Raw genomic sequence first — 20,929 nt, forward strand, 5'->3', positions numbered from 1 at the left:
GCCCCCTCCGGGACGTTGCCGCTGCCGCTGCCGCTGCCGCTGCCGCTGCCGCTGCCGCCGTCGCTGCCGCCGTCGCTGCCGTCGCTCACCGAGCCGCTCCTCCTGCCCTGCCGTCGGAACGCTGTTCCGTTTGCGCATGATGGCAGACGGGAGGCGCAGCACCAAGGCATGGGGGAGCGAGGCGGCCAGGGAGGCGGAGTCTCCCCAATCAGCGGCGCCCGGCGGGGGAGGAGGGCGCGGGTAGGCCCTGAGTCGGGCCCTCCTCCGGATCGTGAGGAGGGCCCGGCGTCAGCGTGCGGGGGCCTGGATGCTCACATACCAGCGGACGGAGTCCTCCGTGTTCACGGTGAAGTGGAGTCTCCGTGCTGCCTCCAGGTTCAACTGATGTGCCGTTTTCTCCACGGACACGCCTGAGCAGCCGACGGAGAATCCGCCGATCTTCTCCAGGGAAAGTTCGAGGTTCACCGATTTCGAACGGGAAATGCAGTTCACCTTGATCCAGATTTCCCCCTTCGGCAGTCCGATCGTGCCGAATGGCATGACGCCGCGGTGAGGGCCCTCTGAAACTATTTCCTTGAACCCCGGCTCGACCTCGGGGGCTGTCAGTGCTTCCTGGGGAGGGGGCGCGACGGTCGACGCGGACGGTGAGGGGGGCTCGGGCCCGTCGGAACCTCCCTTTTCCGTGCAGGCGGCCAGGGTGCCGCACAGGAGGACGGCGGAGATCAGCGCCGCACGCCGTGCATGCATCAGGAGTTCGCGCTTCATTGTTCCCCCGAGAATGGGTGATGTGCTGCCAGGGGTGGTCAGCCCGTGGTCAGCCCCCGACTGGTCCAGTCGTGAGCACATCATCCATGCGGCCGACGCCGTGGCAGTTCTGCTCTGCATGGCGTTACGCATTCGTGAGGTCTTCAGTCCGCCTTGAGTTGCCGAATAGCGCTCTGCTCGGGGCGAATGTCGCCCGCATTTTGGTGAGGGTTGAATGGTTCAGGGGAGCGGCTTCGCTTGATCCGTCCTGCGGGGACCGCGTCGGTGCTGACCGGGACCCCCGCCAGGGGCCCGGCCCGGGGTCGGGGAGCAGCGGAGCGTCCGGCCGGGGCGCGGGGGGAGTCGCGGTCCCGGACTGTCGTGACCGGCGGTGCGGCGGCCCGGTGGCGTCCCGAAACCGGTGCTGTCATGTCTCAAATGGCGGACGTTCCGGCCGGGGCCCTTGGCCTTCCGGTTTACACATGGGTAACACTGAAGGGTCGACTGTTGTCCGGGGCGACCGTCCCGGACCGTCGTGTCCTGCGCGCGGCAATGGCGCCGAGCGCCCATCACCGGTTCCCGAACCGGTGTCAGCCGCGCCAGAAAGGGACCGCCGTGACCTCACGCCACGCCTCCACGCCCGCCATCGACCAGCTGCGCACCGACATCCTGCGCCGCAACCCGGCCGAACCCGAGTTCCACCAGGCGGCGCGCGAGGTGCTGGACACGCTGGCGCCGGTGCTCGCGGCGCGGCCCGAGTACGCCGTGCCGGGGCTCGTCGAGCGACTGATCGAGCCGGAGCGGCAGATCATCTTCCGCGTGCCGTGGGAGGACGACAATGGTCGCGTTCACGTCAACAGGGGCTTCCGGATCGAATACAACTCCGCCCTCGGCCCCTACAAGGGCGGACTGCGGTTCCACCCCTCGGTGAACCTCGGGATCGTGAAGTTCCTCGGCTTCGAGCAGGTCTTCAAGAACGCGCTCACCGGCCTCGGCATCGGCGGCGGCAAGGGCGGCAGCGACTTCGACCCGCAGGGCCGCAGCGACTCCGAGGTCATGCGCTTCTGCCAGTCCTTCATGACCGAGCTGCACCGGCACATCGGGGAGTACACCGACGTGCCCGCCGGTGACATCGGCGTCGGCGCCCGCGAGATCGGCTACCTCTTCGGCCAGTACCGGCGGATCACCAACCGCTGGGAGGGCGGCGTGCTCACCGGCAAGCGGGCCGGCTGGGGCGGTTCGCTGATACGGCCGGAGGCCACCGGCTACGGCAACGTGCTGTTCGCCGAGGCGATGCTGCGGGTGCGCGGCGAGGACCTGCAGGGTCAGACGGCGGTCGTCTCCGGCTCCGGCAACGTCGCCATCTACACGATCCAGAAGCTCGCGGCCCTCGGCGCCAACCCGGTCACCTGCTCCGACTCCAGCGGCTACGTCGTGGACGAGAAGGGCATCGACCTGGAGCTGCTGCGCCAGGTCAAGGAGGTCGAGCGCGGGCGCGTGAGTGACTACGCCGAGCGCCGGGGCGGCTCGGCCCGGTTCGTGCCCGGCGGGCGCGTCTGGGAGGTCCCGGCGGACGTGGCGCTGCCCTCGGCGACGCAGAACGAGCTGAACGCGCAGGACGCCGCCACCCTCATCCGGCACGGCGTGAAGGCGGTGTCCGAGGGCGCCAACATGCCGACCACCCCCGAGGCGGTACAGCTGCTCCAGCAGGCCGGGGTCGCCTTCGGCCCGGGCAAGGCGGCCAACGCGGGCGGGGTCGCGGTGAGCGCCCTGGAGATGACGCAGAACGCCTCGCGCACCTCGTGGAAGGCCGACCAGGTCGAGAACGAGCTGGCCCGGATCATGACCGACATCCACACCACCTGCGCCGAGACCGCCGAGCGCTACGGCTTCCCCGGCGACTACGTGACCGGCGCCAACATCGCCGGCTTCGAGCGGGTGGCCGACGCCATGCTGGCGCAGGGCGTCATCTGACGCACCCGCGTCATCGCGGAAGGGGCGGCGGTCCCGGGTGCCGTACGAGCGGACCTGGGACCGCCGCCTTCTCGCGCCCGCGCCGCTCGGACCGCACGGCAGTACCGGCCCGTGGCCGGCGGCGGTCCGGCCGCCTGCCGCCGCCGGCGGCCACCACGGGGGCGTGGGACGCGCTGCACCGAGCCGGCACCGTACGGGCGTCCCGTCCCGCGCTGAGCAGCAGCCCTGTCGGTCACGAGGACGGGTCGGAGGACCGGGAACCGATGGATCCCGCCCCCACCTCGGCCCAGACGGTCTTGAGCGGGGGCGGGCCGGAGACGACTCCCCACCGGTCGGCGAGGGCATCCACGAGCAGCAGACCACGGCCGGACTCGGCATCCTCGGTGTTCTCGGCGACGGAGCGCTGCGGGCACGGCAGTCGGTCACCGCGTGTGTCGGTGACCTCGATACGGAGCGTGCCGCCGACGACGTACAGCAACAGCCGGAAATCCCGGCCGGAGACGCGGCCGTGGGTGACGGCGTTGGCCGCCAGCTCCCCGACGATCAGCTCCGCGGGATGCGGCGGCAGCCCCCACGTGCGCAGTTGCTCGGTGGCGAGCAGCCGGGCGAGACGGGCGCCGCGAGGTGTGGAGGACAGCTGGAGGCTGAAGTTCCGGACCGGGACGGCGGCAGTTCGGCGCGTCGAGTCGCTGATTTCCTGGTTCACGTCACTCAGCGTGTCGGAGCCTGCTTCCGTGGAGGAGTGACATTGCCTGCACGTACCGTCACTGTCCCGGCTTTTGTCTCGGCTGTCTCGGCTGTCCCGGGCGTTGTACGAGTACGAGCACGCGTACGCGCGAAGGAGGAGCCGTGGACGAGGGTGTCGGCGAGGCGGGCTGGGACGTCGAACCGGACGACGAGATCGAGCCGGTGGTGCAGGCGGTGGGCCGCCTGCTCAAGGTCTGCCGGGAGTCCGCCGGGATGAGCGTGTCCGAGCTGGCGGCGGCCCTCGGGTACGGCGAGGACATGATCCGCAAGATCGAACGCGGGGCCCGCATCCCGCGCCCCGAGTTCCTGGACCGGGCGGACCGGATCCTGAAGGCGCAGGGGCATCTGCGGGCCTTCATGGAGGACATGCGGAAGGCCCGGTATCCGAAGAAGGTGCGGCAGCTGGCCGAGCTGGAGGGGCGGGCGGTGGAGATGCTGCTGTACAGCAACCACAACATCCACGGGTTGTTGCAGACGGAGGAGTACGCACGGTCGCTGTTGCACACCTGGCGTCCGGCCTACTCGCCGGACGAGCTGGAGCGCATGGTGGCCGCCCGCACGGCTCGGACGGCCGTCTTCGAGCGCTCACCCGCACCGGAGTTCGGATTCGTCCTGGAAGAGGTGACACTGCGCCGCCCGGTCGGGGGCAGAATGGTGCTGCGCCGACAGCTCGAACACATCCTGGAATTGGCGAAGTTGCCGTTCGTGGAGCTTCAGGTGATGCCGACCGCCCGCGCGAACCACCCGGGCACAGGGGGTCGTATTCAAGTGCTCAAGTTCGCGGACGGTACAGGCATGGGCCGTACCGACGGTGACTTCGCAGGCCGCCCGGTCTCGCACCCCAGGCAGCTCCGGATCCTCGAACTACGCCATGGCATCATCCGGGCTCAGGCGCTCACGCCAGAGGAGTCTCTGGTCTTCATCGAGCAGATTTACGGAGAGCTATGAGCACGCCGGAACTCCAGTGGTTCAAGAGCAGCTACAGCGACAGCAGCAATGGCAACGACTGCATCGAGATCGCCCCCACCCCCACCACCGTCCACGTCCGCGACACCAAGAACGTCTCCGGCCCGCGGCTGGTGCTCACGCCGGCGGCGTGGGCGGACTTCGTGACCTACGCGTCGCGGAGCTGACCGCATCTACGCGTCGCGGATCCGACCGCTCCGGGCGTCCACTGTCCGGGCCGTGCGCGCGGCGGGCGTTTGACCTACGTCACCCTCGGGGTATTCTCTCCGGCTCGATTGGCCAGGCTCCCGCCCGCTGTGGCAGACTGTCCGAGTTGCTCGGTCGAGTGTTGATGCTGCGCGCCTCCCGCCGGGAGGACCGGAAGCGAGTCCCACAGTACTCGTCGTCCCATGCAATGCGCCGGAAGGCGTAGGGGCGGACGTACGGGAATCTTCCGGGAAGCGTGGGCGCGGCGCCGGCCAGGCGCCCGGTGGGCCGTCCGCCCCCGGTCCGCGGTTCTGGTAGGGCCGTGTCAATCCCGCAGGGATGTTCGAACAAGGGACATCTGTGTCAGCGGGACTGCGACACGCCCGACCGCGTGGGTCGGAGGGACGGGCATCAGGAACCACCGGGTACCAGAGCGTTCACGAGAGACAGGACTACGAAGTAGCCATGGCGGGACAGAAGATCCGCATCCGGCTCAAGGCCTACGACCACGAGGTCATCGACTCCTCGGCGAAGAAGATCGTCGAGACGGTGACCCGTACTGGTGCGTCGGTCGCGGGCCCGGTGCCGCTGCCCACTGAGAAGAACGTGTACTGCGTCATCAAGTCGCCGCACAAGTACAAGGACTCGCGCGAGCACTTCGAGATGCGCACGCACAAGCGCCTGATCGACATCCTCGACCCGACTCCCAAGACCGTTGACTCTCTGATGCGACTCGACCTCCCGGCCGGTGTCGACATCGAGATCAAGCTCTGAGGGCCGGTGATCTGAGAATGGCTAAGCAGATCAAGGGCATCCTGGGCGAGAAGCTCGGCATGACGCAGGTGTGGGACGAGAACAACCGCGTTGTTCCGGTCACCGTCGTCAAGGCCGGCCCCAACGTCGTCACCCAGGTCCGCACGAACGACGTCGACGGCTACGAGTCGGTCCAGATCGCCTTCGGCGAGATCGACCCGCGCAAGGTGAACAAGCCCCTCAAGGGTCACTTCGCCAAGGCCGACGTCACCCCCCGTCGTCACCTCGTCGAGATCCGCACGGCGGACGCCTCCGAGTACACGCTGGGCCAGGAAGTCACCGCCGAGGTGTTCGAGGCCGGCGTGAAGGTCGACGTGACCGGCAAGAGCAAGGGCAAGGGCTTCGCCGGTGTCATGAAGCGCCACAACTTCCGTGGTCTCGGCGCCGGACACGGCACCCAGCGCAAGCACCGCTCGCCCGGTTCCATCGGTGGCTGCGCCACCCCGGGTCGTGTGTTCAAGGGCCTGCGCATGGCGGGTCGCATGGGCAACGAGCGGGTCACCACCCAGAACCTGACCGTCCACGCCGTTGACGCGGAGAAGGGTCTGCTGCTCATCAAGGGCGCGGTTCCCGGTCCGAACGGCGGCCTCGTCCTGGTCCGCACCGCGGCCAAGGGGGCCTGAGGTAACCGATGAGCACTGTTGACATCCTTTCGCCGGCGGGCGACAAGGCCGGTACCGTCGAGCTCCCCTCGGAGATCTTCGACGTCGAGAAGGTCAGCATCCCGCTGATCCACCAGGTCGTCGTCGCACAGCTGGCCGCTGCCCGCCAGGGCACGCACAAGACGAAGACGCGTGGCGAGGTCCGCGGCGGTGGCCGCAAGCCGTACCGCCAGAAGGGCACCGGCCGCGCCCGCCAGGGTTCGACCCGCGCCCCGCAGTTCGCCGGCGGTGGCGTCGTCCACGGCCCGCAGCCGCGCGACTACTCGCAGCGGACCCCGAAGAAGATGAAGGCCGCGGCCCTGCGCCACGCCCTCACCGACCGGGCCCGCCACAACCGCATCCACGTCGTCACCGGCGTGGTCGAGGGCGAGACCCCCTCCACGAAGGCCGCCAAGAGCCTGTTCGGCAAGATCAGCGAGCGCAAGAACCTGCTCCTGGTCGTCGACCGCGCCGACGAGGCCGCGTGGCTGTCCGCCCGCAACCTGCCCCAGGTCCACATCCTGGAGCCGGGCCAGCTGAACACGTACGACGTTCTCGTCTCGGACGACGTGGTCTTCACCAAGGCCGCTTTCGAGTCCTTCGTCGCCGGCCCGAACAAGGCCAACGACAACGAAGGGAGCGAGGTCTGATGGCTGCCCGTCACCCCTCGATCGCCTCGAAGGCCGCCAAGGCGGCCAAGGCCCGTCGCGTCGCCAAGGCGCGCCGCCACGAGGCCGAAGGCAAGAACACCGTCGTCACCCCGGCGAGCAAGGCGTTCACGGACCCCCGTGACGTGCTGCTCAAGCCGGTCGTGTCGGAGAAGAGCTACGCGCTCATCGACGAGAACAAGTACACGTTCCTCGTCGCGCCTGGCTCCAACAAGACCCAGATCAAGGAGGCCGTGCAGGCGGTCTTCTCGGTCAAGGTCACCGGCGTCAACACGATCAACCGCGTCGGCAAGCGCAAGCGGACCCGTACGGGCTTCGGCCAGCGTGCCGCCACCAAGCGCGCGATCGTGACCCTCGCCGAGGGCGACCGTATCGACATCTTCGGCGGTCCGACCGCGTAAGCGGTCGGGATCGTCCAGATTTCGGAATCACTTCCGAGGACTGAGAGACAATGGGTATCCGCAAGTACAAGCCGACGACCCCGGGCCGTCGTGGCTCCAGCGTCGCCGACTTCGTCGAGGTCACGCGGTCCACGCCGGAGAAGTCGCTGGTCCGCCCGCTGCACAACAAGGGCGGCCGTAACAATTCCGGTCGTGTGACCGTCCGCCACCAGGGCGGCGGCCACAAGCGCGCCTACCGCGTGATCGACTTCCGTCGTCACGACAAGGACGGCGTGCCGGCGAAGGTCGCGCACATCGAGTACGACCCCAACCGCACCGCGCGCATCGCGCTGCTGCACTACGCGGACGGCGAGAAGCGCTACATTCTCGCGCCGCGTGACCTGAAGCAGGGCGACCGCGTCGAGAACGGTCCCGGGGCCGACATCAAGCCGGGCAACAACCTCGCCCTGCGCAACATCCCGGTCGGTACGACGCTGCACGCCATCGAGCTGCGTCCCGGCGGCGGCGCCAAGTTCGCCCGCTCCGCCGGCGCCTCGGTGCAGCTGCTCGCGAAGGAGGGCACCATGGCCCACCTGCGCATGCCGTCCGGCGAGATCCGCCTGGTCGACGCCCGCTGCCGCGCCACGGTCGGCGAGGTCGGCAACGCCGAGCAGAGCAACATCAACTGGGGCAAGGCCGGCCGCAAGCGGTGGCTGGGCGTCCGTCCGTCCGTCCGCGGTGTCGTGATGAACCCGGTGGACCACCCGCACGGTGGTGGTGAGGGCCGGACCTCCGGTGGCCGTCACCCGGTGTCCCCCTGGGGCCAGAAGGAAGGCCGTACTCGTTCGCCCAAGAAGGCGTCGAACAAGTACATCGTCCGCCGCCGCAAGACGAACAAGAAGCGCTAAGGACGGGTTGAGATGCCTCGTAGCTTGAAGAAGGGACCCTTCGTCGACGACCACCTGATCAAGAAGGTGGACGCGCAGAACGAAGCCGGTACCAAGAACGTCATCAAGACCTGGTCCCGTCGCTCGATGATCGTCCCGGCGATGCTGGGCCACACGATCGCGGTGCACAACGGCAAGACCCACATTCCGGTGTTTGTCACCGAGTCGATGGTCGGCCACAAGCTCGGCGAGTTCTCGCCGACCCGCACCTTCCGGGGCCACGTCAAGGACGACCGGAAGTCGAAGCGCCGCTAGTCGGCGGGGTGCAATCGACCATGACAGACACTGAAGGGACAACCATGGAAGCCAGGGCCCAGGCGCGGTACATCCGCGTCACGCCCATGAAGGCCCGCCGCGTGGTGGACCTCATCCGTGGCATGGATGCCACGGAGGCTCAGGCGGTCCTGCGTTTCGCCCCGCAGGCCGCGAGCGTGCCGGTGGGCAAGGTGCTGGACAGCGCCATTGCCAACGCCGCGCACAACTACGACCACACCGATGTCGACAGCCTCTTCATTTCCGAGGCCTACGTCGACGAGGGCCCGACCCTGAAGCGGTTCCGTCCGCGCGCCCAGGGCCGCGCCTACCGGATCCGCAAGCGGACCAGCCACATCACCGTGGTCGTCAGCAGCAAGGAAGGAACCCGGTAATGGGCCAGAAGGTAAACCCGCACGGGTTCCGGCTCGGTGTCACGACCGACTTCAAGTCGCGTTGGTACGCCGACAAGCTGTACAAGGACTACGTCAAGGAAGACGTCGCCATCCGCCGGATGATGACGTCCGGCATGGAGCGCGCCGGCATCTCCAAGGTCGAGATCGAGCGCACCCGTGACCGCGTCCGTGTGGACATCCACACGGCTCGTCCGGGCATCGTCATCGGCCGCCGCGGCGCCGAGGCCGACCGCATCCGCGGTGACCTCGAGAAGCTCACCGGCAAGCAGGTCCAGCTGAACATCCTCGAGGTCAAGAACCCCGAGACGGACGCTCAGCTCGTGGCCCAGGCCGTCGCCGAGCAGCTCTCCTCCCGCGTCTCCTTCCGCCGCGCCATGCGCAAGAGCATGCAGTCGGCGATGAAGGCGGGCGCCAAGGGCATCAAGATCCAGTGCGGTGGCCGCCTCGGTGGCGCCGAGATGTCCCGCTCGGAGTTCTACCGCGAGGGCCGCGTGCCCCTGCACACGCTCCGCGCGAACGTGGACTACGGCTTCTTCGAGGCCAAGACGACCTTCGGCCGCATCGGCGTGAAGGTCTGGATCTACAAGGGCGACGTCAAGAACATCGCCGAGGTCCGCGCCGAGAACGCCGCAGCCCGCGCGGGTAACCGCCCGGCGCGCGGCGGTGCCGACCGCCCGGCCCGTGGTGGCCGCGGTGGCGAGCGGCGCGGTCGCAAGCCGCAGCAGCAGGCTCCGGCCGCCGAGGCCCCCAAGGCCGAGGCTCCCGCCGCTGCTCCGGCTGAGAGCACCGGAACGGAGGCCTGACCGACATGCTGATCCCCCGTAGGGTCAAGCACCGCAAGCAGCACCACCCCAAGCGCACCGGTATGTCGAAGGGTGGCACGCAGGTTGCGTTCGGCGAGTACGGCATCCAGGCGCTGACCCCGGCGTACGTGACGAACCGCCAGATCGAGGCGGCTCGTATCGCGATGACCCGTCACATCAAGCGTGGCGGCAAGGTCTGGATCAACATCTACCCGGACCGCCCCCTCACCAAGAAGCCGGCCGAAACCCGCATGGGTTCCGGTAAGGGTTCCCCGGAGTGGTGGGTGGCCAACGTCAAGCCCGGACGCGTGATGTTCGAGCTGTCGTACCCCAACGAGAAGATCGCGCGCGAGGCCCTGACCCGTGCGGCCCACAAGCTGCCGATGAAGTGCAAGATCGTCAAGCGCGAGGCAGGTGAAGCGTGATGTCGGCCGGTACCAAGGCGTCAGAGCTGCGCGAGCTGGGCAACGAGGAGCTTCTCGCGAAGCTCCGCGAGGCCAAGGAAGAGCTGTTCAACCTCCGCTTCCAGGCGGCGACCGGGCAGCTCGAGAACCACGGCCGTCTGAAGGCGGTCCGCAAGGACATCGCGCGGATCTACACCCTGATGCGCGAGCGTGAGCTGGGCATCGAAACGGTGGAGAACGCCTGATGAGCGAGAACAACGTGACTGAGACGAACACTGAGGCTCGGGGCTTCCGCAAGACCCGCGAGGGCATCGTCGTCAGCGACAAGATGGACAAGACCGTCGTCGTCGCCGTCGAGGACCGCAAGAAGCACGCGCTGTACGGCAAGGTCATCCGCAGCACGAGCAAGCTCAAGGCCCACGACGAGCAGAACGCCGCCGGCGTCGGTGACCGCGTCCTCCTGATGGAGACCCGGCCGCTGTCCGCCACGAAGCACTGGCGCATCGTCGAGATCCTCGAGAAGGCCAAGTAAGCAATTCCCGCAAGGGAGTTGCACGAGTACGTTCCCGCGGGGCACCCCTCGCAGGACAAGTTCCGCCAGGCTCCGGGGGCCGTCCGCTCACAGTGAGCGGCCCCCGGGGAACCGGCAGACATTCAGGAGATAGACGTGATCCAGCAGGAGTCGCGACTGCGTGTCGCCGACAACACGGGTGCGAAGGAGATCCTTTGCATCCGTGTGCTCGGTGGCTCCGGTCGCCGCTACGCGGGCATCGGTGACGTCATCGTCGCCACCGTCAAGGACGCGATCCCCGGCGGCAACGTGAAGAAGGGTGACGTCATCAAGGCGGTCATCGTTCGCACCGTCAAGGAGCGCCGCCGTCCGGACGGCTCGTACATCCGCTTCGACGAGAACGCCGCCGTCATCCTCAAGAACGACGGCGACCCTCGTGGCACCCGTATCTTCGGCCCGGTCGGCCGTGAGCTGCGCGAGAAGAAGTTCATGAAGATCATCTCCCTCGCGCCGGAGGTGCTGTGAGCATGAAGATCAAGAAGGGCGATCTGGTCCAGGTCATCACCGGCAAGGACAAGGGCAAGCAGGGCAAGGTCATTGCCGCTTACCCGCGCGAGGAGCGCGTCCTGGTCGAGGGTGTCAACCGGGTCAAGAAGCACACCAAGGCCGGTCCGACGGCAGGCGGTTCGCAGGCCGGCGGCATCGTGACCACCGAGGCGCCGGTCCACGTCTCCAACGTCCAGCTGGTCGTGGAGAAGGACGGCAAGAAGGTCGTCACGCGCGTCGGTTACCGCTTCGACGACGAGGGCAACAAGATCCGCGTTGCCAAGCGGACGGGTGAGGACATCTGATGGCTACCACCACCACTCCGCGTCTGAAGACGAAGTACCGCGAGGAGATCGCGGGCAAGCTGCGTGAGGAGTTCTCCTACGAGAACGTCATGCAGGTTCCCGGCCTCGTCAAGATCGTGGTCAACATGGGTGTGGGCGACGCCGCCCGCGACTCCAAGCTGATCGAGGGCGCCATCCGCGACCTCACCACGATCACCGGTCAGAAGCCGGCCGTCACCAAGGCCCGCAAGTCCATCGCGCAGTTCAAGCTGCGCGAGGGCCAGCCGATCGGTGCCCACGTCACGCTCCGTGGCGACCGCATGTGGGAGTTCCTGGACCGCACCCTGTCGCTCGCGCTGCCGCGCATCCGCGACTTCCGCGGCCTGTCCCCCAAGCAGTTCGACGGCCGTGGCAACTACACCTTCGGTCTCACGGAGCAGGTCATGTTCCACGAGATCGACCAGGACAAGATCGACCGCGTCCGGGGTATGGACATCACCGTGGTGACCACGGCGACCAACGACGCTGAGGGCCGCGCGCTCCTTCGTCACCTCGGCTTCCCCTTCAAGGAGGCGTGAGCGAGATGGCGAAGAAGGCTCTGATCGCTAAGGCTGCTCGCAAGCCCAAGTTCGGTGTGCGTGGCTACACCCGCTGCCAGCGCTGTGGCCGCCCGCACTCCGTGTACCGCAAGTTCGGCCTGTGCCGCGTGTGCCTTCGTGAGATGGCTCACCGCGGCGAGCTGCCGGGCGTGACCAAGAGCTCCTGGTAAGACGGTCCTTCGGGACCACCAGGGCTCTCGGTAAGCAACCGGTACGGCAGGGGGCCCACTCCGCATGCCTTAGGCTTGTGGGGTTGGGCGCCCGCCGTACCCGTACGCCACGCGGGCACACCGCCCGCCAATGATTGCTTACTACGCCGTAGGTCCACCGCGCCGCACCCGTCCCGTCTCGGATCGGGGAGAGGGATGGCGCACCAGGAAACCACGGCGAGAGAGGCCGAAGGCCAATTCATGACCATGACTGATCCGATCGCAGACATGCTCACGCGTCTGCGGAACGCGAACTCGGCATACCACGACTCCGTGGCGATGCCGCACTCGAAGATCAAGTCGCACATCGCGGAGATCCTCCAGCAGGAGGGCTTCATCACGGGCTGGAAGGTCGAGGACGCCGAGGTCGGCAAGAACCTCGTCCTGGAGCTGAAGTTCGGCCCCAACCGTGAGCGCTCCATCGCGGGCATCAAGCGGATCTCCAAGCCCGGTCTCCGGGTGTACGCGAAGTCCACCTCCCTGCCGAAGGTGCTGGGCGGCCTCGGCGTGGCGATCATCTCCACGTCGCACGGGCTCCTCACCGACAAGCAGGCCGGCAAGAAGGGCGTGGGTGGGGAAGTCCTCGCCTACGTCTGGTAGCAGAAGGGAACGGAGGAAACAGCTATGTCGCGCATCGGCAAGCTCCCCATCGCGGTTCCCGCCGGCGTGGACGTCACCATCGACGGCCGTACGGTCGCGGTCAAGGGCCCGAAGGGCACGCTGACCCACACCGTCGTGGCGCCGATCGAGATCGCCAAGGGCGAGGACGGCGTGCTCAACGTCACCCGCCCCAACGACGAGCGTCAGAACAAGGCCCTGCACGGCCTGTCGCGCACGCTGGTGGCGAACATGATCACCGGCGTGACCCAGGGTTACGTGAAGAAGCTCGAGATCAGCGGTGTCGGTTACCGCGTGCTCGCCAAGGGTTCGAACCTGGAGTTCTCCCTCGGTTACAGCCACCCGATCCTGGTCGAGGCCCCCGAGGGCATCACCTTCAAGGTGGAGTCCCCGACCCGTTTCTCGGTCGAGGGCATCGACAAGCAGAAGGTCGGCGAGGTTGCGGCCAACATCCGCAAGCTGCGCAAGCCCGACCCGTACAAGGCCAAGGGCGTCAAGTACGAGGGCGAAGTCATCCGCCGCAAGGTCGGAAAGGCGGGTAAGTAAGCCATGGCATACGGGCAGAAGATCCTCAAGGGCGACGCCTACAAGCGCGCCGCGATCAAGCGCCGTCACATCCGGATCCGCAAGAAGGTCGCGGGTACGGCGGAGCGTCCCCGTCTCGTCGTGACCCGCTCGAACCGCCACATCGTGGCGCAGGTCATCGACGACCTGAAGGGCCACACCGTGGCGTCGGCGTCCACCCTGGACAGCTCGATCCGCAGTGGCGAGGGCGACAAGTCCGCGCAGGCCAAGCAGGTCGGTGCCCTGGTCGCCGAGCGCGCCAAGGCCGCCGGTGTCGAGGCCGTCGTGTTCGACCGTGGTGGCAACCAGTACGCCGGGCGCATCGCCGCCCTGGCGGACGCCGCCCGCGAAGCCGGGCTCAAGTTCTGAGCCGGTTCCGGAGCTAGCGGAAACAGAGAGAGGTAATTCCAATGGCTGGACCCCAGCGCCGCGGTGGCGGCGCCGGTGGCGGCGAGCGGCGGGACCGGAAGGGCCGTGACGGCGGCGCTGCTGCCGCCGAGAAGACCGCGTACGTTGAGCGCGTCGTCGCGATCAACCGCGTCGCCAAGGTTGTGAAGGGTGGTCGTCGCTTCAGCTTCACCGCGCTGGTCGTGGTGGGCGACGGTGACGGCACCGTGGGTGTCGGATACGGCAAGGCCAAGGAGGTGCCGGCCGCCATCGCCAAGGGCGTTGAGGAGGCCAAGAAGCACTTCTTCAAGGTCCCCCGCATCCAGGGCACCATCCCGCACCCCATTCAGGGTGAGAAGGCTGCCGGCGTCGTGCTGCTCAAGCCCGCCTCCCCGGGTACCGGTGTGATCGCCGGTGGTCCGGTGCGTGCCGTGCTCGAGTGCGCCGGTATTCACGACGTGCTGTCGAAGTCGCTCGGCTCCGACAACGCGATCAACATCGTGCACGCGACCGTGGCGGCCCTCCGTGGCCTGCAGCGTCCCGAGGAGATCGCGGCCCGCCGCGGTCTGCCGCTCGAGGACGTCGCCCCCGCGGCTCTTCTCCGTGCGCGTGCCGGGGCGGGTGCGTAATCATGGCGCAGCTCAGGATTACGCAGGTCAAGTCCTACATCGGCAGCAAGCAGAACCACCGTGACACCCTGCGCACCCTTGGTCTCAAGGGGATCAACACGCAGGTCGTCAAGGAGGATCGTCCCGAGTTCCGCGGCATGGTGCACACCGTCCGCCACCTCGTGACGGTCGAGGAGGTCGACTGATCATGGCGGAGCAGAACCCGCTCAAGGTCCACAACCTCCGTCCCGCCCCGGGCGCCAAGACCGCCAAGACCCGTGTGGGTCGTGGTGAGGCGTCGAAGGGTAAGACGGCCGGTCGTGGTACCAAGGGCACCAAGGCCCGCTACCAGGTTCCGGAGCGCTTCGAGGGCGGCCAGATGCCGCTGCACATGCGCCTCCCGAAGCTGAAGGGCTTCAAGAACCCGTTCAAGACCGAGTTCCAGGTCGTGAACCTGGACCGTCTCGCCTCCCTCTACCCCGAGGGCGGGGAGGTCACGGTCGAGGACCTGGTCGCCAAGGGCGCCGTTCGCAAGAACAGCCTCGTCAAGGTGCTCGGCCAGGGCGAGATCTCCGTGGCGCTGCAGGTGACGGTCGACGCCGTCTCCGGCTCCGCCAAGGAGAAGATCACCGCCGCCGGCGGCACCGTCACCGAGCTCGTCTGAACCCCTCGGACGAGCCGATGACTTGAGCGATCCCGACCGGGGATACCCCACATTTGGGGTATCCCCGGTTGGTCGTTCCTAGGGCGGCAGTCTCGCCGGTAAGGTGGCCTGCGCTGCCCAATTTCACCGGGCGCCCCACACGGGCACTCGGAGCGGCAGTTGACCGTTACGTATTTGTCGAACCTCAAGACCGTCACCCTTGACGCAGACGCGCGGGGGTCGCAGGAGGCACCGTGCTCACCGCGTTCGCCCGGGCGTTCAAGACGCCCGACCTGCGCAAGAAGCTGCTCTTCACGCTCGGCATCATCGTGGTGTACCGGCTCGGTACCAACGTGCCGATCCCGGGCGTCGACTACCGGAACGTCCAGGCCTGCATCGACAACGCCGAGGCCAACCAGGGGCTGTTCGGGCTGGTCAACATGTTCAGCGGTGGCGCGTTGCTTCAGATCACGATCTTCGCGCTGGGCATCATGCCGTACATCACGGCGGCCATCATCCTGCAGCTGCTGACCGTGGTGATCCCGCGACTGGAGGCCCTGAAGAAGGAGGGCCAGGCCGGTACGGCGAAGATCACGCAGTACACGCGGTACCTGACGGTGGCGCTCGCCATCCTCCAGGGCACCGGTCTGGTGGCCACCGCCCGCAGCGGCGCGCTCTTCCAGGACTGCCCGGTCGCGAACCAGATCGTTCCCGACCAGTCGATCTTCGTGACCATCACCATGGTCATCACCATGACCGCCGGTACGGCCGTCGTGATGTGGCTCGGCGAGCTCATCACCGACCGCGGCGTGGGCAACGGCATGTCGATCCTGATGTTCATCTCGATCGCCGCGACCTTCCCCTCCGCCCTGTGGGCCATCAAGGAGCAGGGCGACCTGGCGGACGGCTGGATCGAGTTCGGCACCGTGATGCTCGTCGGCTTCGTGATGGTCGGCCTGGTCGTCTTCGTGGAGCAGGCCCAGCGCCGGATCCCCGTGCAGTACGCCAAGCGCATGATCGGCCGCCGTTCCTACGGCGGGACGTCCACCTACATCCCGCTCAAGGTGAACCAGGCCGGTGTGATCCCGGTCATCTTCGCCGCGTCGCTGCTCTACATCCCGGCGCTGATCGTGCAGTTCGCCGGCTCCACGGCCGGCTGGGCGACCTGGATCCAGAAGAACCTGGCCGATCCGTCCGCGACGCCGCACATCATCCTGTACTTCTTCCTCATCGTGTTCTTCGCGTTCTTCTACGTGGCGATCACGTTCAACCCCGAGGAAGTCGCGGACAACATGAAGAAGTATGGTGGCTTCATCCCGGGCATCCGGGCTGGCCGACCGACCGCTGAGTACCTGAGCTACGTACTCAACCGGATCACCTGGCCGGGTTCGCTGTATCTGGGCCTGATCTCTCTCGTGCCGACAATGGCGTTGGCTGGTTTCGGGGCGAACCAGAACTTCCCGTTCGGCGGGACCAGCATTCTGATCATCGTGGGTGTCGGTCTCGAGACGGTGAGGCAGATCGAGAGCCAGCTCCAGCAGCGCAATTACGAAGGGTTCCTCCGCTGATGCGAATCGTCCTCGTCGGGCCGCCGGGTGCCGGAAAGGGTACGCAGGCCACCCGCCTTGCCGAGAAACTGCGCATCCCCCACATCTCGACGGGCGATCTGTTCCGCGCCAACATCAGCCGGCAGACCGAGCTCGGCAAGCTGGCGAAGTCCTACATGGACGCGGGCAACCTCGTACCGGACGAGGTGACGATCGCCATGGCCAAAGACCGCATGGAGCAGCCCGACGCCGAGGGCGGCTTCCTGCTGGACGGCTTCCCGCGCAACGTCTCCCAGGCCGAGGCGCTCGACGAACTGCTGACCACCGAGGGCATCAAGCTGGACGCGGTGCTCGACCTGGAGGCCCCCGAGGCCGAGGTGGTCAAGCGCATCGCGGGCCGGCGCATCTGCCGCAATGACTCCAGCCACGTCTTCCACGTGAGCTACAGCCCGCCGAAGCAGGAGGGCGTCTGCGACCGCTGCGGCGGCGAGCTCTACCAGCGCGACGACGACTCCGAGGAGACCGTGCGCACGCGCCTGGAGGTCTACCACACGCAGACCGAGCCGATCATCGACTACTACAAGGCCCAGGGCCTCGTGGTGACGATCTCGGCGCTGGGTCCGGTCGACGAGGTCACCGGGCGGGCGCTGGAGGCGCTCCGGCACGACAAGTAGCCGTCTTCGCCCGGCCGCGGTTCCCTGCGGGGGCCGCGGCCGAGCTGTGCGCGGGGCCGGACGGCGTCCCCCGTATCGTTGAGGGTGTCCGCCGTCGTCCGTCGACCCGCCGCCGGTCCCGTCACCGGCCGAGAAAGGCCCTGGCCCCATGGTGCAGATCAAGACCCCCGAGCAGATCGCCACGATGCGTGAGGCGGGGCTGGTCGTGGCGGCCATCCACGCGGCCACCCGCGAGGCCGCCGTGCCGGGCGCCACCACGAAGGACCTCGACGAGGCCGCCCGCAAGGTGCTCGCGGAGCACAACGCCAAGCCGAACTTCCTCGGCTACGGCGGCTTCCCCGCGACGATCTGCACCTCGGTCAACGAGGTCGTGGTGCACGGCATCCCCTCCGACGACGTGGTCCTCAAGGACGGCGACATCATCTCGATCGACTGCGGTGCCATCGTCGACGGCTGGCACGGGGACGCGGCCTACACCGCCTTCGTCGGCTCCGGTCACTCCCCGGAGCTGATCGAGCTCTCCCGGGTGACCGAGGAGTCGATGTGGGCCGGCATCGCGGCCATGAAGCAGGGCAACCGGCTGGTCGACATCTCCCGCGCCATCGAGACCTACATCCGCCGCCAGCCCAAGCCGGGCGGCGGCAAGTACGGGATCATCGAGGACTACGGCGGCCACGGCATCGGCACCGAGATGCACATGGACCCGCACCTGCTGAACTACGTCGACCGGCGCCGCGGCAAGGGCCCCAAGCTGGTCCCCGGCTTCTGCCTGGCCATCGAGCCGATGGTGTCCCTGGGCACTCCGAAGACGGAGGTCCTGTCGGACGACTGGACCGTGATCACCACCGACGGCACCTGGTCCTCGCACTGGGAGCACTCCGTGGCGCTGACCGAGCAGGGCCCGCTGGTGCTGACCGCCCCGGACGGCGGGAAGGCCAAGCTGGCGGAGATGGGCATCACGGCCGCTCCCGACCCGCTCGGTTAAAGATCTCCCGTGTGGGGCAGACTTCTTCGATTCGTGTTTCCGGGGGCCCTGACGTAGACTGACTCGTCGGCTCTGGTGCACCCGCATGTCCGCATGCGCTCGGATCCCGAGGGGTGCACGCCCGAGCCGATCAAGGTAGTCGATTCGAAGGGCGAAGCGTGGCCAAGAAGCAAGGTGCCATCGAGATCGAGGGCACTGTCGTCGAGTCTCTTCCGAACGCTATGTTCAAGGTCGAGCTCCAGAACGGCCACCAGGTCCTGGCACACATCAGCGGCAAGATGCGCATGCACTACATCCGCATCCTCCCTGACGACCGGGTCGTGGTGGAGCTGTCTCCGTACGACCTGACGCGTGGCCGGATCGTCTACCGGTACAAGTAGATCTTGCCCGCGCCCCGGTCCGCCGGGGTGATGGCACTGACCCGGAGAACCTCACATCCCATGAAGGTCAAGCCGAGCGTCAAGAAGATCTGCGACAAGTGCAGGGTGATCCGCCGTCACGGCCGGGTCATGGTCATCTGCGACAACCCGCGCCACAAGCAGCGCCAGGGCTGATCGCAGCACGTCCACCCTCTGCGTCTTTCCGCAGACTTCGCGCGACGCGAGCAACACACGTTCATACGCAGGTCCCGAGCCGCACGGCTCGACACCCCCGGCTCGGAGGCCGGGGACCCGGTCCGTACCTGGTACGGCGGGCGGGGATCCGGTCCTGTGGAAGACCTCCGACAACCAACTGGAGCCATTGAATGGCACGCGTTTCCGGTGTTGACATTCCGCGCGAAAAGCGCGTGGAGATCGCCCTCACCTACGTGTTCGGCATCGGCCGGACCCTTTCGCAGCAGACGCTGGCCGCCACCGGCGTCGACCCGAACACCCGCGTTCGCGACCTCTCCGAGGAGCAGCTCGTCGCGATCCGCGAGTACGTCGACAACAACCTGAAGACCGAGGGTGACCTCCGTCGCGAGATCCAGGCCGACATCCGCCGCAAGGTCGAGATCGGTACCTACCAGGGTCTGCGTCACCGTCGCGGTCTGCCCGTCCGCGGTCAGCGCACCAGCACCAACGCGCGTACCCGCAAGGGCCCGCGTCGCGCCATCGCCGGCAAGAAGAAGCCGGGCAAGAAGTAGTCCGCAGCGGACGCCTGTCCACGGTCTTCGCTGTAGGACCGACCACCTCCCGTAGGAGTTAAGAGATGCCCCCCAAGGGACGTCAGGGCGCTGCCAAGAAGGTGCGCCGCAAGGAAAAGAAGAACGTCGCTCACGGCCACGCGCACATCAAGAGCACGTTCAACAACACGATCGTGTCGATCACGGACCCGTCCGGCAACGTGATCTCCTGGGCCTCCGCCGGCCACGTCGGCTTCAAGGGCTCCCGGAAGTCCACGCCGTTCGCCGCGCAGATGGCCGCCGAGTCGGCCGCCCGCCGCGCCCAGGAGCACGGCATGCGCAAGGTCGACGTGTTCGTCAAGGGCCCGGGCTCCGGTCGTGAGACCGCGATCCGTTCCCTGCAGGCCACGGGCCTCGAGGTCGGCTCCATCCAGGACGTCACCCCGACCCCGCACAACGGCTGCCGCCCGCCGAAGCGCCGCCGCGTCTGAGGCACCGGCTTCCTGAGGTTCCGGGCGGTACGGCTCGTAAGGGCCGTATCGCCCGTACCCTTGCAGTACCCGCACTTTTCACCGGGTGCGGTTCCGTCGGACGTCAAATAGCGGGCGTCCACGAATGAAGGATCTGATCCACACATGCTGATCGCTCAGCGTCCCTCGTTGACCGAAGAGGTCGTCGACGAATTCCGCTCCCGGTTCGTGATCGAGCCGCTGGAGCCGGGCTTCGGCTACACCCTCGGCAACTCCCTCCGCCGCACCCTCCTGTCGTCGATCCCCGGCGCTGCTGTCACCAGCATCCGCATCGACGGCGTCCTGCACGAGTTCACCACCGTGCCGGGCGTCAAGGAGGACGTCACCGACCTGATCCTCAACATCAAGCAGCTGGTCGTCTCCTCGGAGCACGACGAGCCGGTCGTGATGTACCTGCGCAAGCAGGGCCCGGGTCTGGTCACCGCCGCCGACATCGCGCCGCCGGCCGGTGTCGAGGTGCACAACCCCGACCTCGTCCTCGCCTCGCTCAACGGCAAGGGCAAGCTGGAGATGGAGCTGACCGTGGAGCGCGGTCGCGGCTACGTCTCCGCCGTGCAGAACAAGCAGGTCGGCCAGGAGATCGGCCGGATCCCGGTCGACTCGATCTACTCGCCGGTCCTCAAGGTGACCTACAAGGTCGAGGCGACCCGTGTCGAGCAGCGCACCGACTTCGACAAGCTGATCGTCGACGTCGAGACCAAGCAGGCCATGCGTCCGCGTGACGCCATGGCGTCGGCCGGTAAGACCCTGGTCGAGCTGTTCGGTCTGGCGCGCGAGCTCAACATCGACGCCGAGGGCATCGACATGGGCCCGTCCCCCACGGACGCCGCCCTCGCCGCCGACCTGGCGCTGCCGATCGAGGAGCTCGAGCTCACCGTCCGGTCGTACAACTGCCTCAAGCGTGAGGGCATCCACTCCGTGGGTGAGCTCGTCGCCCGCTCCGAGGCGGACCTCCTCGACATCCGCAACTTCGGTGCGAAGTCGATCGACGAGGTCAAGGCGAAGCTGGCGGGCATGGGGCTCGCGTTGAAAGACAGCCCGCCTGGATTCGACCCCACCGCTGCCGCCGACGCCTTTGGCGCGGACGACGACGCGGATGCCGGGTTCGTAGAGACCGAGCAGTACTGACTGCTCCGCGGAGGGGCCGCCGCACGGCGGCCCGCCGCACCCTCCGGACA

34 protein-coding genes are annotated in these 20,929 nt (G+C 67.6%); 32 read left to right on the top strand and 2 right to left on the bottom strand.

Annotated elements, in window-relative coordinates:
• Positions 1 to 288: 288 nt before the first annotated feature.
• On the bottom strand, positions 289 to 765 hold the full coding sequence (locus tag AB0F01_RS06710) for a hypothetical protein (RefSeq protein WP_362090600.1): 477 nt from the start codon (positions 763 to 765) through the stop codon (positions 289 to 291).
• A gap of 594 nt (positions 766 to 1,359) precedes the next feature.
• Here AB0F01_RS06710 and gdhA point away from each other — a divergent pair.
• The gene (gene gdhA / locus AB0F01_RS06715; RefSeq protein WP_362090601.1) at positions 1,360 to 2,718 is read left to right on the top strand and encodes an NADP-specific glutamate dehydrogenase; all 1,359 of its coding nucleotides are present in this window, start codon (positions 1,360 to 1,362) and stop codon (positions 2,716 to 2,718) included.
• Between the two features lie 232 nt (positions 2,719 to 2,950).
• Here the strand turns inward: gdhA and AB0F01_RS06720 are convergent, their stop codons facing one another.
• Positions 2,951 to 3,424, bottom strand: coding sequence for an ATP-binding protein (locus tag AB0F01_RS06720; protein WP_362090603.1), 474 nt, complete (start codon positions 3,422 to 3,424; stop codon positions 2,951 to 2,953).
• A 143-nt stretch (positions 3,425 to 3,567) separates the two neighbouring features.
• Between AB0F01_RS06720 and AB0F01_RS06725 the strand changes: the two genes are divergently transcribed.
• The 31 genes from AB0F01_RS06725 (at position 3,568) to AB0F01_RS06875 (ending at position 20,879) form a co-directional block, all read left to right on the top strand.
• Positions 3,568 to 4,413, top strand: a complete 846-nt coding sequence (locus AB0F01_RS06725) for a helix-turn-helix transcriptional regulator (RefSeq protein WP_362090605.1) — start codon at positions 3,568 to 3,570, stop codon at positions 4,411 to 4,413.
• The gene (locus AB0F01_RS06730; protein ID WP_362090607.1) at positions 4,410 to 4,598 is read left to right on the top strand and encodes a DUF397 domain-containing protein; all 189 of its coding nucleotides are present in this window, start codon (positions 4,410 to 4,412) and stop codon (positions 4,596 to 4,598) included. The genes AB0F01_RS06725 and AB0F01_RS06730 overlap by 4 nt, the downstream gene beginning before the upstream one ends.
• 484 nt (positions 4,599 to 5,082) lie before the next feature.
• The gene (gene rpsJ / locus AB0F01_RS06735; protein WP_003948644.1) at positions 5,083 to 5,391 is read left to right on the top strand and encodes a 30S ribosomal protein S10; all 309 of its coding nucleotides are present in this window, start codon (positions 5,083 to 5,085) and stop codon (positions 5,389 to 5,391) included.
• Positions 5,392 to 5,408: 17 nt separating this feature from the next.
• Positions 5,409 to 6,053, top strand: coding sequence for a 50S ribosomal protein L3 (gene rplC, locus AB0F01_RS06740; RefSeq protein WP_030571197.1), 645 nt, complete (start codon positions 5,409 to 5,411; stop codon positions 6,051 to 6,053).
• Between the two features lie 8 nt (positions 6,054 to 6,061).
• The gene (gene rplD, locus AB0F01_RS06745; protein ID WP_362090610.1) at positions 6,062 to 6,721 is read left to right on the top strand and encodes a 50S ribosomal protein L4; all 660 of its coding nucleotides are present in this window, start codon (positions 6,062 to 6,064) and stop codon (positions 6,719 to 6,721) included.
• Entirely contained in the window at positions 6,721 to 7,140 is a 420-nt protein-coding gene (rplW, locus tag AB0F01_RS06750) for a 50S ribosomal protein L23 (protein ID WP_362090612.1), read from the top strand. The genes rplD and rplW overlap by 1 nt, the downstream gene beginning before the upstream one ends.
• 50 nt (positions 7,141 to 7,190) lie before the next feature.
• Positions 7,191 to 8,027, top strand: a complete 837-nt coding sequence (rplB, locus tag AB0F01_RS06755) for a 50S ribosomal protein L2 (RefSeq protein ID WP_164332808.1) — start codon at positions 7,191 to 7,193, stop codon at positions 8,025 to 8,027.
• Between the two features lie 12 nt (positions 8,028 to 8,039).
• Positions 8,040 to 8,321 carry a 30S ribosomal protein S19 gene (gene rpsS / locus AB0F01_RS06760; RefSeq protein WP_010036728.1) on the top strand — a complete coding sequence of 94 codons (282 nt, stop codon included), beginning with the start codon at positions 8,040 to 8,042 and terminating at the stop codon, positions 8,319 to 8,321.
• A 44-nt stretch (positions 8,322 to 8,365) separates the two neighbouring features.
• Positions 8,366 to 8,713: a 50S ribosomal protein L22 gene (gene rplV / locus AB0F01_RS06765; RefSeq protein WP_006130776.1), complete on the top strand. Its 348-nt coding sequence runs from the start codon at positions 8,366 to 8,368 to the stop codon at positions 8,711 to 8,713.
• Positions 8,713 to 9,537: a 30S ribosomal protein S3 gene (rpsC, locus tag AB0F01_RS06770; protein WP_164332810.1), complete on the top strand. Its 825-nt coding sequence runs from the start codon at positions 8,713 to 8,715 to the stop codon at positions 9,535 to 9,537. The genes rplV and rpsC overlap by 1 nt, the downstream gene beginning before the upstream one ends.
• Positions 9,538 to 9,542: 5 nt before the next feature.
• A complete protein-coding gene (gene rplP, locus AB0F01_RS06775) occupies positions 9,543 to 9,962 on the top strand; it encodes a 50S ribosomal protein L16 (protein ID WP_125504725.1) in 420 nt (139 codons plus the stop codon).
• Positions 9,962 to 10,186, top strand: a complete 225-nt coding sequence (gene rpmC / locus AB0F01_RS06780) for a 50S ribosomal protein L29 (RefSeq protein ID WP_007494763.1) — start codon at positions 9,962 to 9,964, stop codon at positions 10,184 to 10,186. The genes rplP and rpmC overlap by 1 nt, the downstream gene beginning before the upstream one ends.
• A complete protein-coding gene (gene rpsQ / locus AB0F01_RS06785; RefSeq protein ID WP_023587024.1) occupies positions 10,186 to 10,473 on the top strand; it encodes a 30S ribosomal protein S17 in 288 nt (95 codons plus the stop codon). Before rpmC ends, rpsQ begins: the two co-directional genes overlap by 1 nt.
• A 135-nt stretch (positions 10,474 to 10,608) precedes the next feature.
• A complete protein-coding gene (gene rplN, locus AB0F01_RS06790; protein ID WP_003992364.1) occupies positions 10,609 to 10,977 on the top strand; it encodes a 50S ribosomal protein L14 in 369 nt (122 codons plus the stop codon).
• A 2-nt stretch (positions 10,978 to 10,979) separates the two neighbouring features.
• On the top strand, positions 10,980 to 11,303 hold the full coding sequence (gene rplX, locus AB0F01_RS06795; RefSeq protein WP_164332812.1) for a 50S ribosomal protein L24: 324 nt from the start codon (positions 10,980 to 10,982) through the stop codon (positions 11,301 to 11,303).
• A complete protein-coding gene (gene rplE, locus AB0F01_RS06800; RefSeq protein ID WP_019329632.1) occupies positions 11,303 to 11,860 on the top strand; it encodes a 50S ribosomal protein L5 in 558 nt (185 codons plus the stop codon). The genes rplX and rplE overlap by 1 nt, the downstream gene beginning before the upstream one ends.
• A gap of 5 nt (positions 11,861 to 11,865) precedes the next feature.
• Positions 11,866 to 12,051 (top strand): type Z 30S ribosomal protein S14, encoded by a 186-nt coding sequence (locus tag AB0F01_RS06805; protein WP_003948630.1) that lies wholly within the window; start codon positions 11,866 to 11,868, stop codon positions 12,049 to 12,051.
• 240 nt (positions 12,052 to 12,291) lie between these two features.
• Positions 12,292 to 12,690, top strand: coding sequence for a 30S ribosomal protein S8 (rpsH, locus tag AB0F01_RS06810; RefSeq protein ID WP_184760998.1), 399 nt, complete (start codon positions 12,292 to 12,294; stop codon positions 12,688 to 12,690).
• Between the two features lie 24 nt (positions 12,691 to 12,714).
• Entirely contained in the window at positions 12,715 to 13,254 is a 540-nt protein-coding gene (gene rplF, locus AB0F01_RS06815) for a 50S ribosomal protein L6 (RefSeq protein WP_164332813.1), read from the top strand.
• Positions 13,255 to 13,257: 3 nt separating this feature from the next.
• A complete protein-coding gene (gene rplR / locus AB0F01_RS06820) occupies positions 13,258 to 13,641 on the top strand; it encodes a 50S ribosomal protein L18 (RefSeq protein WP_164332814.1) in 384 nt (127 codons plus the stop codon).
• Positions 13,642 to 13,682: 41 nt separating this feature from the next.
• Positions 13,683 to 14,288, top strand: coding sequence for a 30S ribosomal protein S5 (rpsE, locus tag AB0F01_RS06825; RefSeq protein WP_362090617.1), 606 nt, complete (start codon positions 13,683 to 13,685; stop codon positions 14,286 to 14,288).
• A 2-nt stretch (positions 14,289 to 14,290) separates the two neighbouring features.
• Positions 14,291 to 14,473 (top strand): 50S ribosomal protein L30, encoded by a 183-nt coding sequence (rpmD, locus tag AB0F01_RS06830; RefSeq protein ID WP_362090619.1) that lies wholly within the window; start codon positions 14,291 to 14,293, stop codon positions 14,471 to 14,473.
• Positions 14,474 to 14,475: 2 nt separating this feature from the next.
• Positions 14,476 to 14,931, top strand: coding sequence for a 50S ribosomal protein L15 (rplO, locus tag AB0F01_RS06835; RefSeq protein ID WP_362090621.1), 456 nt, complete (start codon positions 14,476 to 14,478; stop codon positions 14,929 to 14,931).
• Positions 14,932 to 15,164: 233 nt separating this feature from the next.
• Positions 15,165 to 16,478 carry a preprotein translocase subunit SecY gene (gene secY / locus AB0F01_RS06840; RefSeq protein ID WP_362090623.1) on the top strand — a complete coding sequence of 438 codons (1,314 nt, stop codon included), beginning with the start codon at positions 15,165 to 15,167 and terminating at the stop codon, positions 16,476 to 16,478.
• Positions 16,478 to 17,131 carry an adenylate kinase gene (locus tag AB0F01_RS06845; protein WP_362090624.1) on the top strand — a complete coding sequence of 218 codons (654 nt, stop codon included), beginning with the start codon at positions 16,478 to 16,480 and terminating at the stop codon, positions 17,129 to 17,131. The genes secY and AB0F01_RS06845 overlap by 1 nt, the downstream gene beginning before the upstream one ends.
• A gap of 148 nt (positions 17,132 to 17,279) precedes the next feature.
• The gene (map, locus tag AB0F01_RS06850; RefSeq protein ID WP_362090626.1) at positions 17,280 to 18,116 is read left to right on the top strand and encodes a type I methionyl aminopeptidase; all 837 of its coding nucleotides are present in this window, start codon (positions 17,280 to 17,282) and stop codon (positions 18,114 to 18,116) included.
• A gap of 158 nt (positions 18,117 to 18,274) precedes the next feature.
• A complete protein-coding gene (infA, locus tag AB0F01_RS06855) occupies positions 18,275 to 18,496 on the top strand; it encodes a translation initiation factor IF-1 (protein ID WP_003948620.1) in 222 nt (73 codons plus the stop codon).
• A 60-nt stretch (positions 18,497 to 18,556) separates the two neighbouring features.
• A complete protein-coding gene (gene rpmJ / locus AB0F01_RS06860) occupies positions 18,557 to 18,670 on the top strand; it encodes a 50S ribosomal protein L36 (protein WP_003974245.1) in 114 nt (37 codons plus the stop codon).
• A gap of 191 nt (positions 18,671 to 18,861) precedes the next feature.
• Complete coding sequence (gene rpsM / locus AB0F01_RS06865) at positions 18,862 to 19,242, top strand: 30S ribosomal protein S13 (RefSeq protein WP_164332821.1); 381 nt, start codon at positions 18,862 to 18,864, stop codon at positions 19,240 to 19,242.
• A gap of 65 nt (positions 19,243 to 19,307) precedes the next feature.
• Positions 19,308 to 19,712, top strand: a complete 405-nt coding sequence (gene rpsK / locus AB0F01_RS06870; RefSeq protein WP_003956432.1) for a 30S ribosomal protein S11 — start codon at positions 19,308 to 19,310, stop codon at positions 19,710 to 19,712.
• A gap of 144 nt (positions 19,713 to 19,856) precedes the next feature.
• The gene (locus AB0F01_RS06875; protein WP_362090629.1) at positions 19,857 to 20,879 is read left to right on the top strand and encodes a DNA-directed RNA polymerase subunit alpha; all 1,023 of its coding nucleotides are present in this window, start codon (positions 19,857 to 19,859) and stop codon (positions 20,877 to 20,879) included.
• The last annotated feature ends 50 nt before the right edge of the window (positions 20,880 to 20,929 follow it).

The sequence above is a fragment of the Streptomyces sp. NPDC029526 genome (assembly GCF_040637405.1).
Lineage (GTDB): Bacteria > Actinomycetota > Actinomycetes > Streptomycetales > Streptomycetaceae > Streptomyces.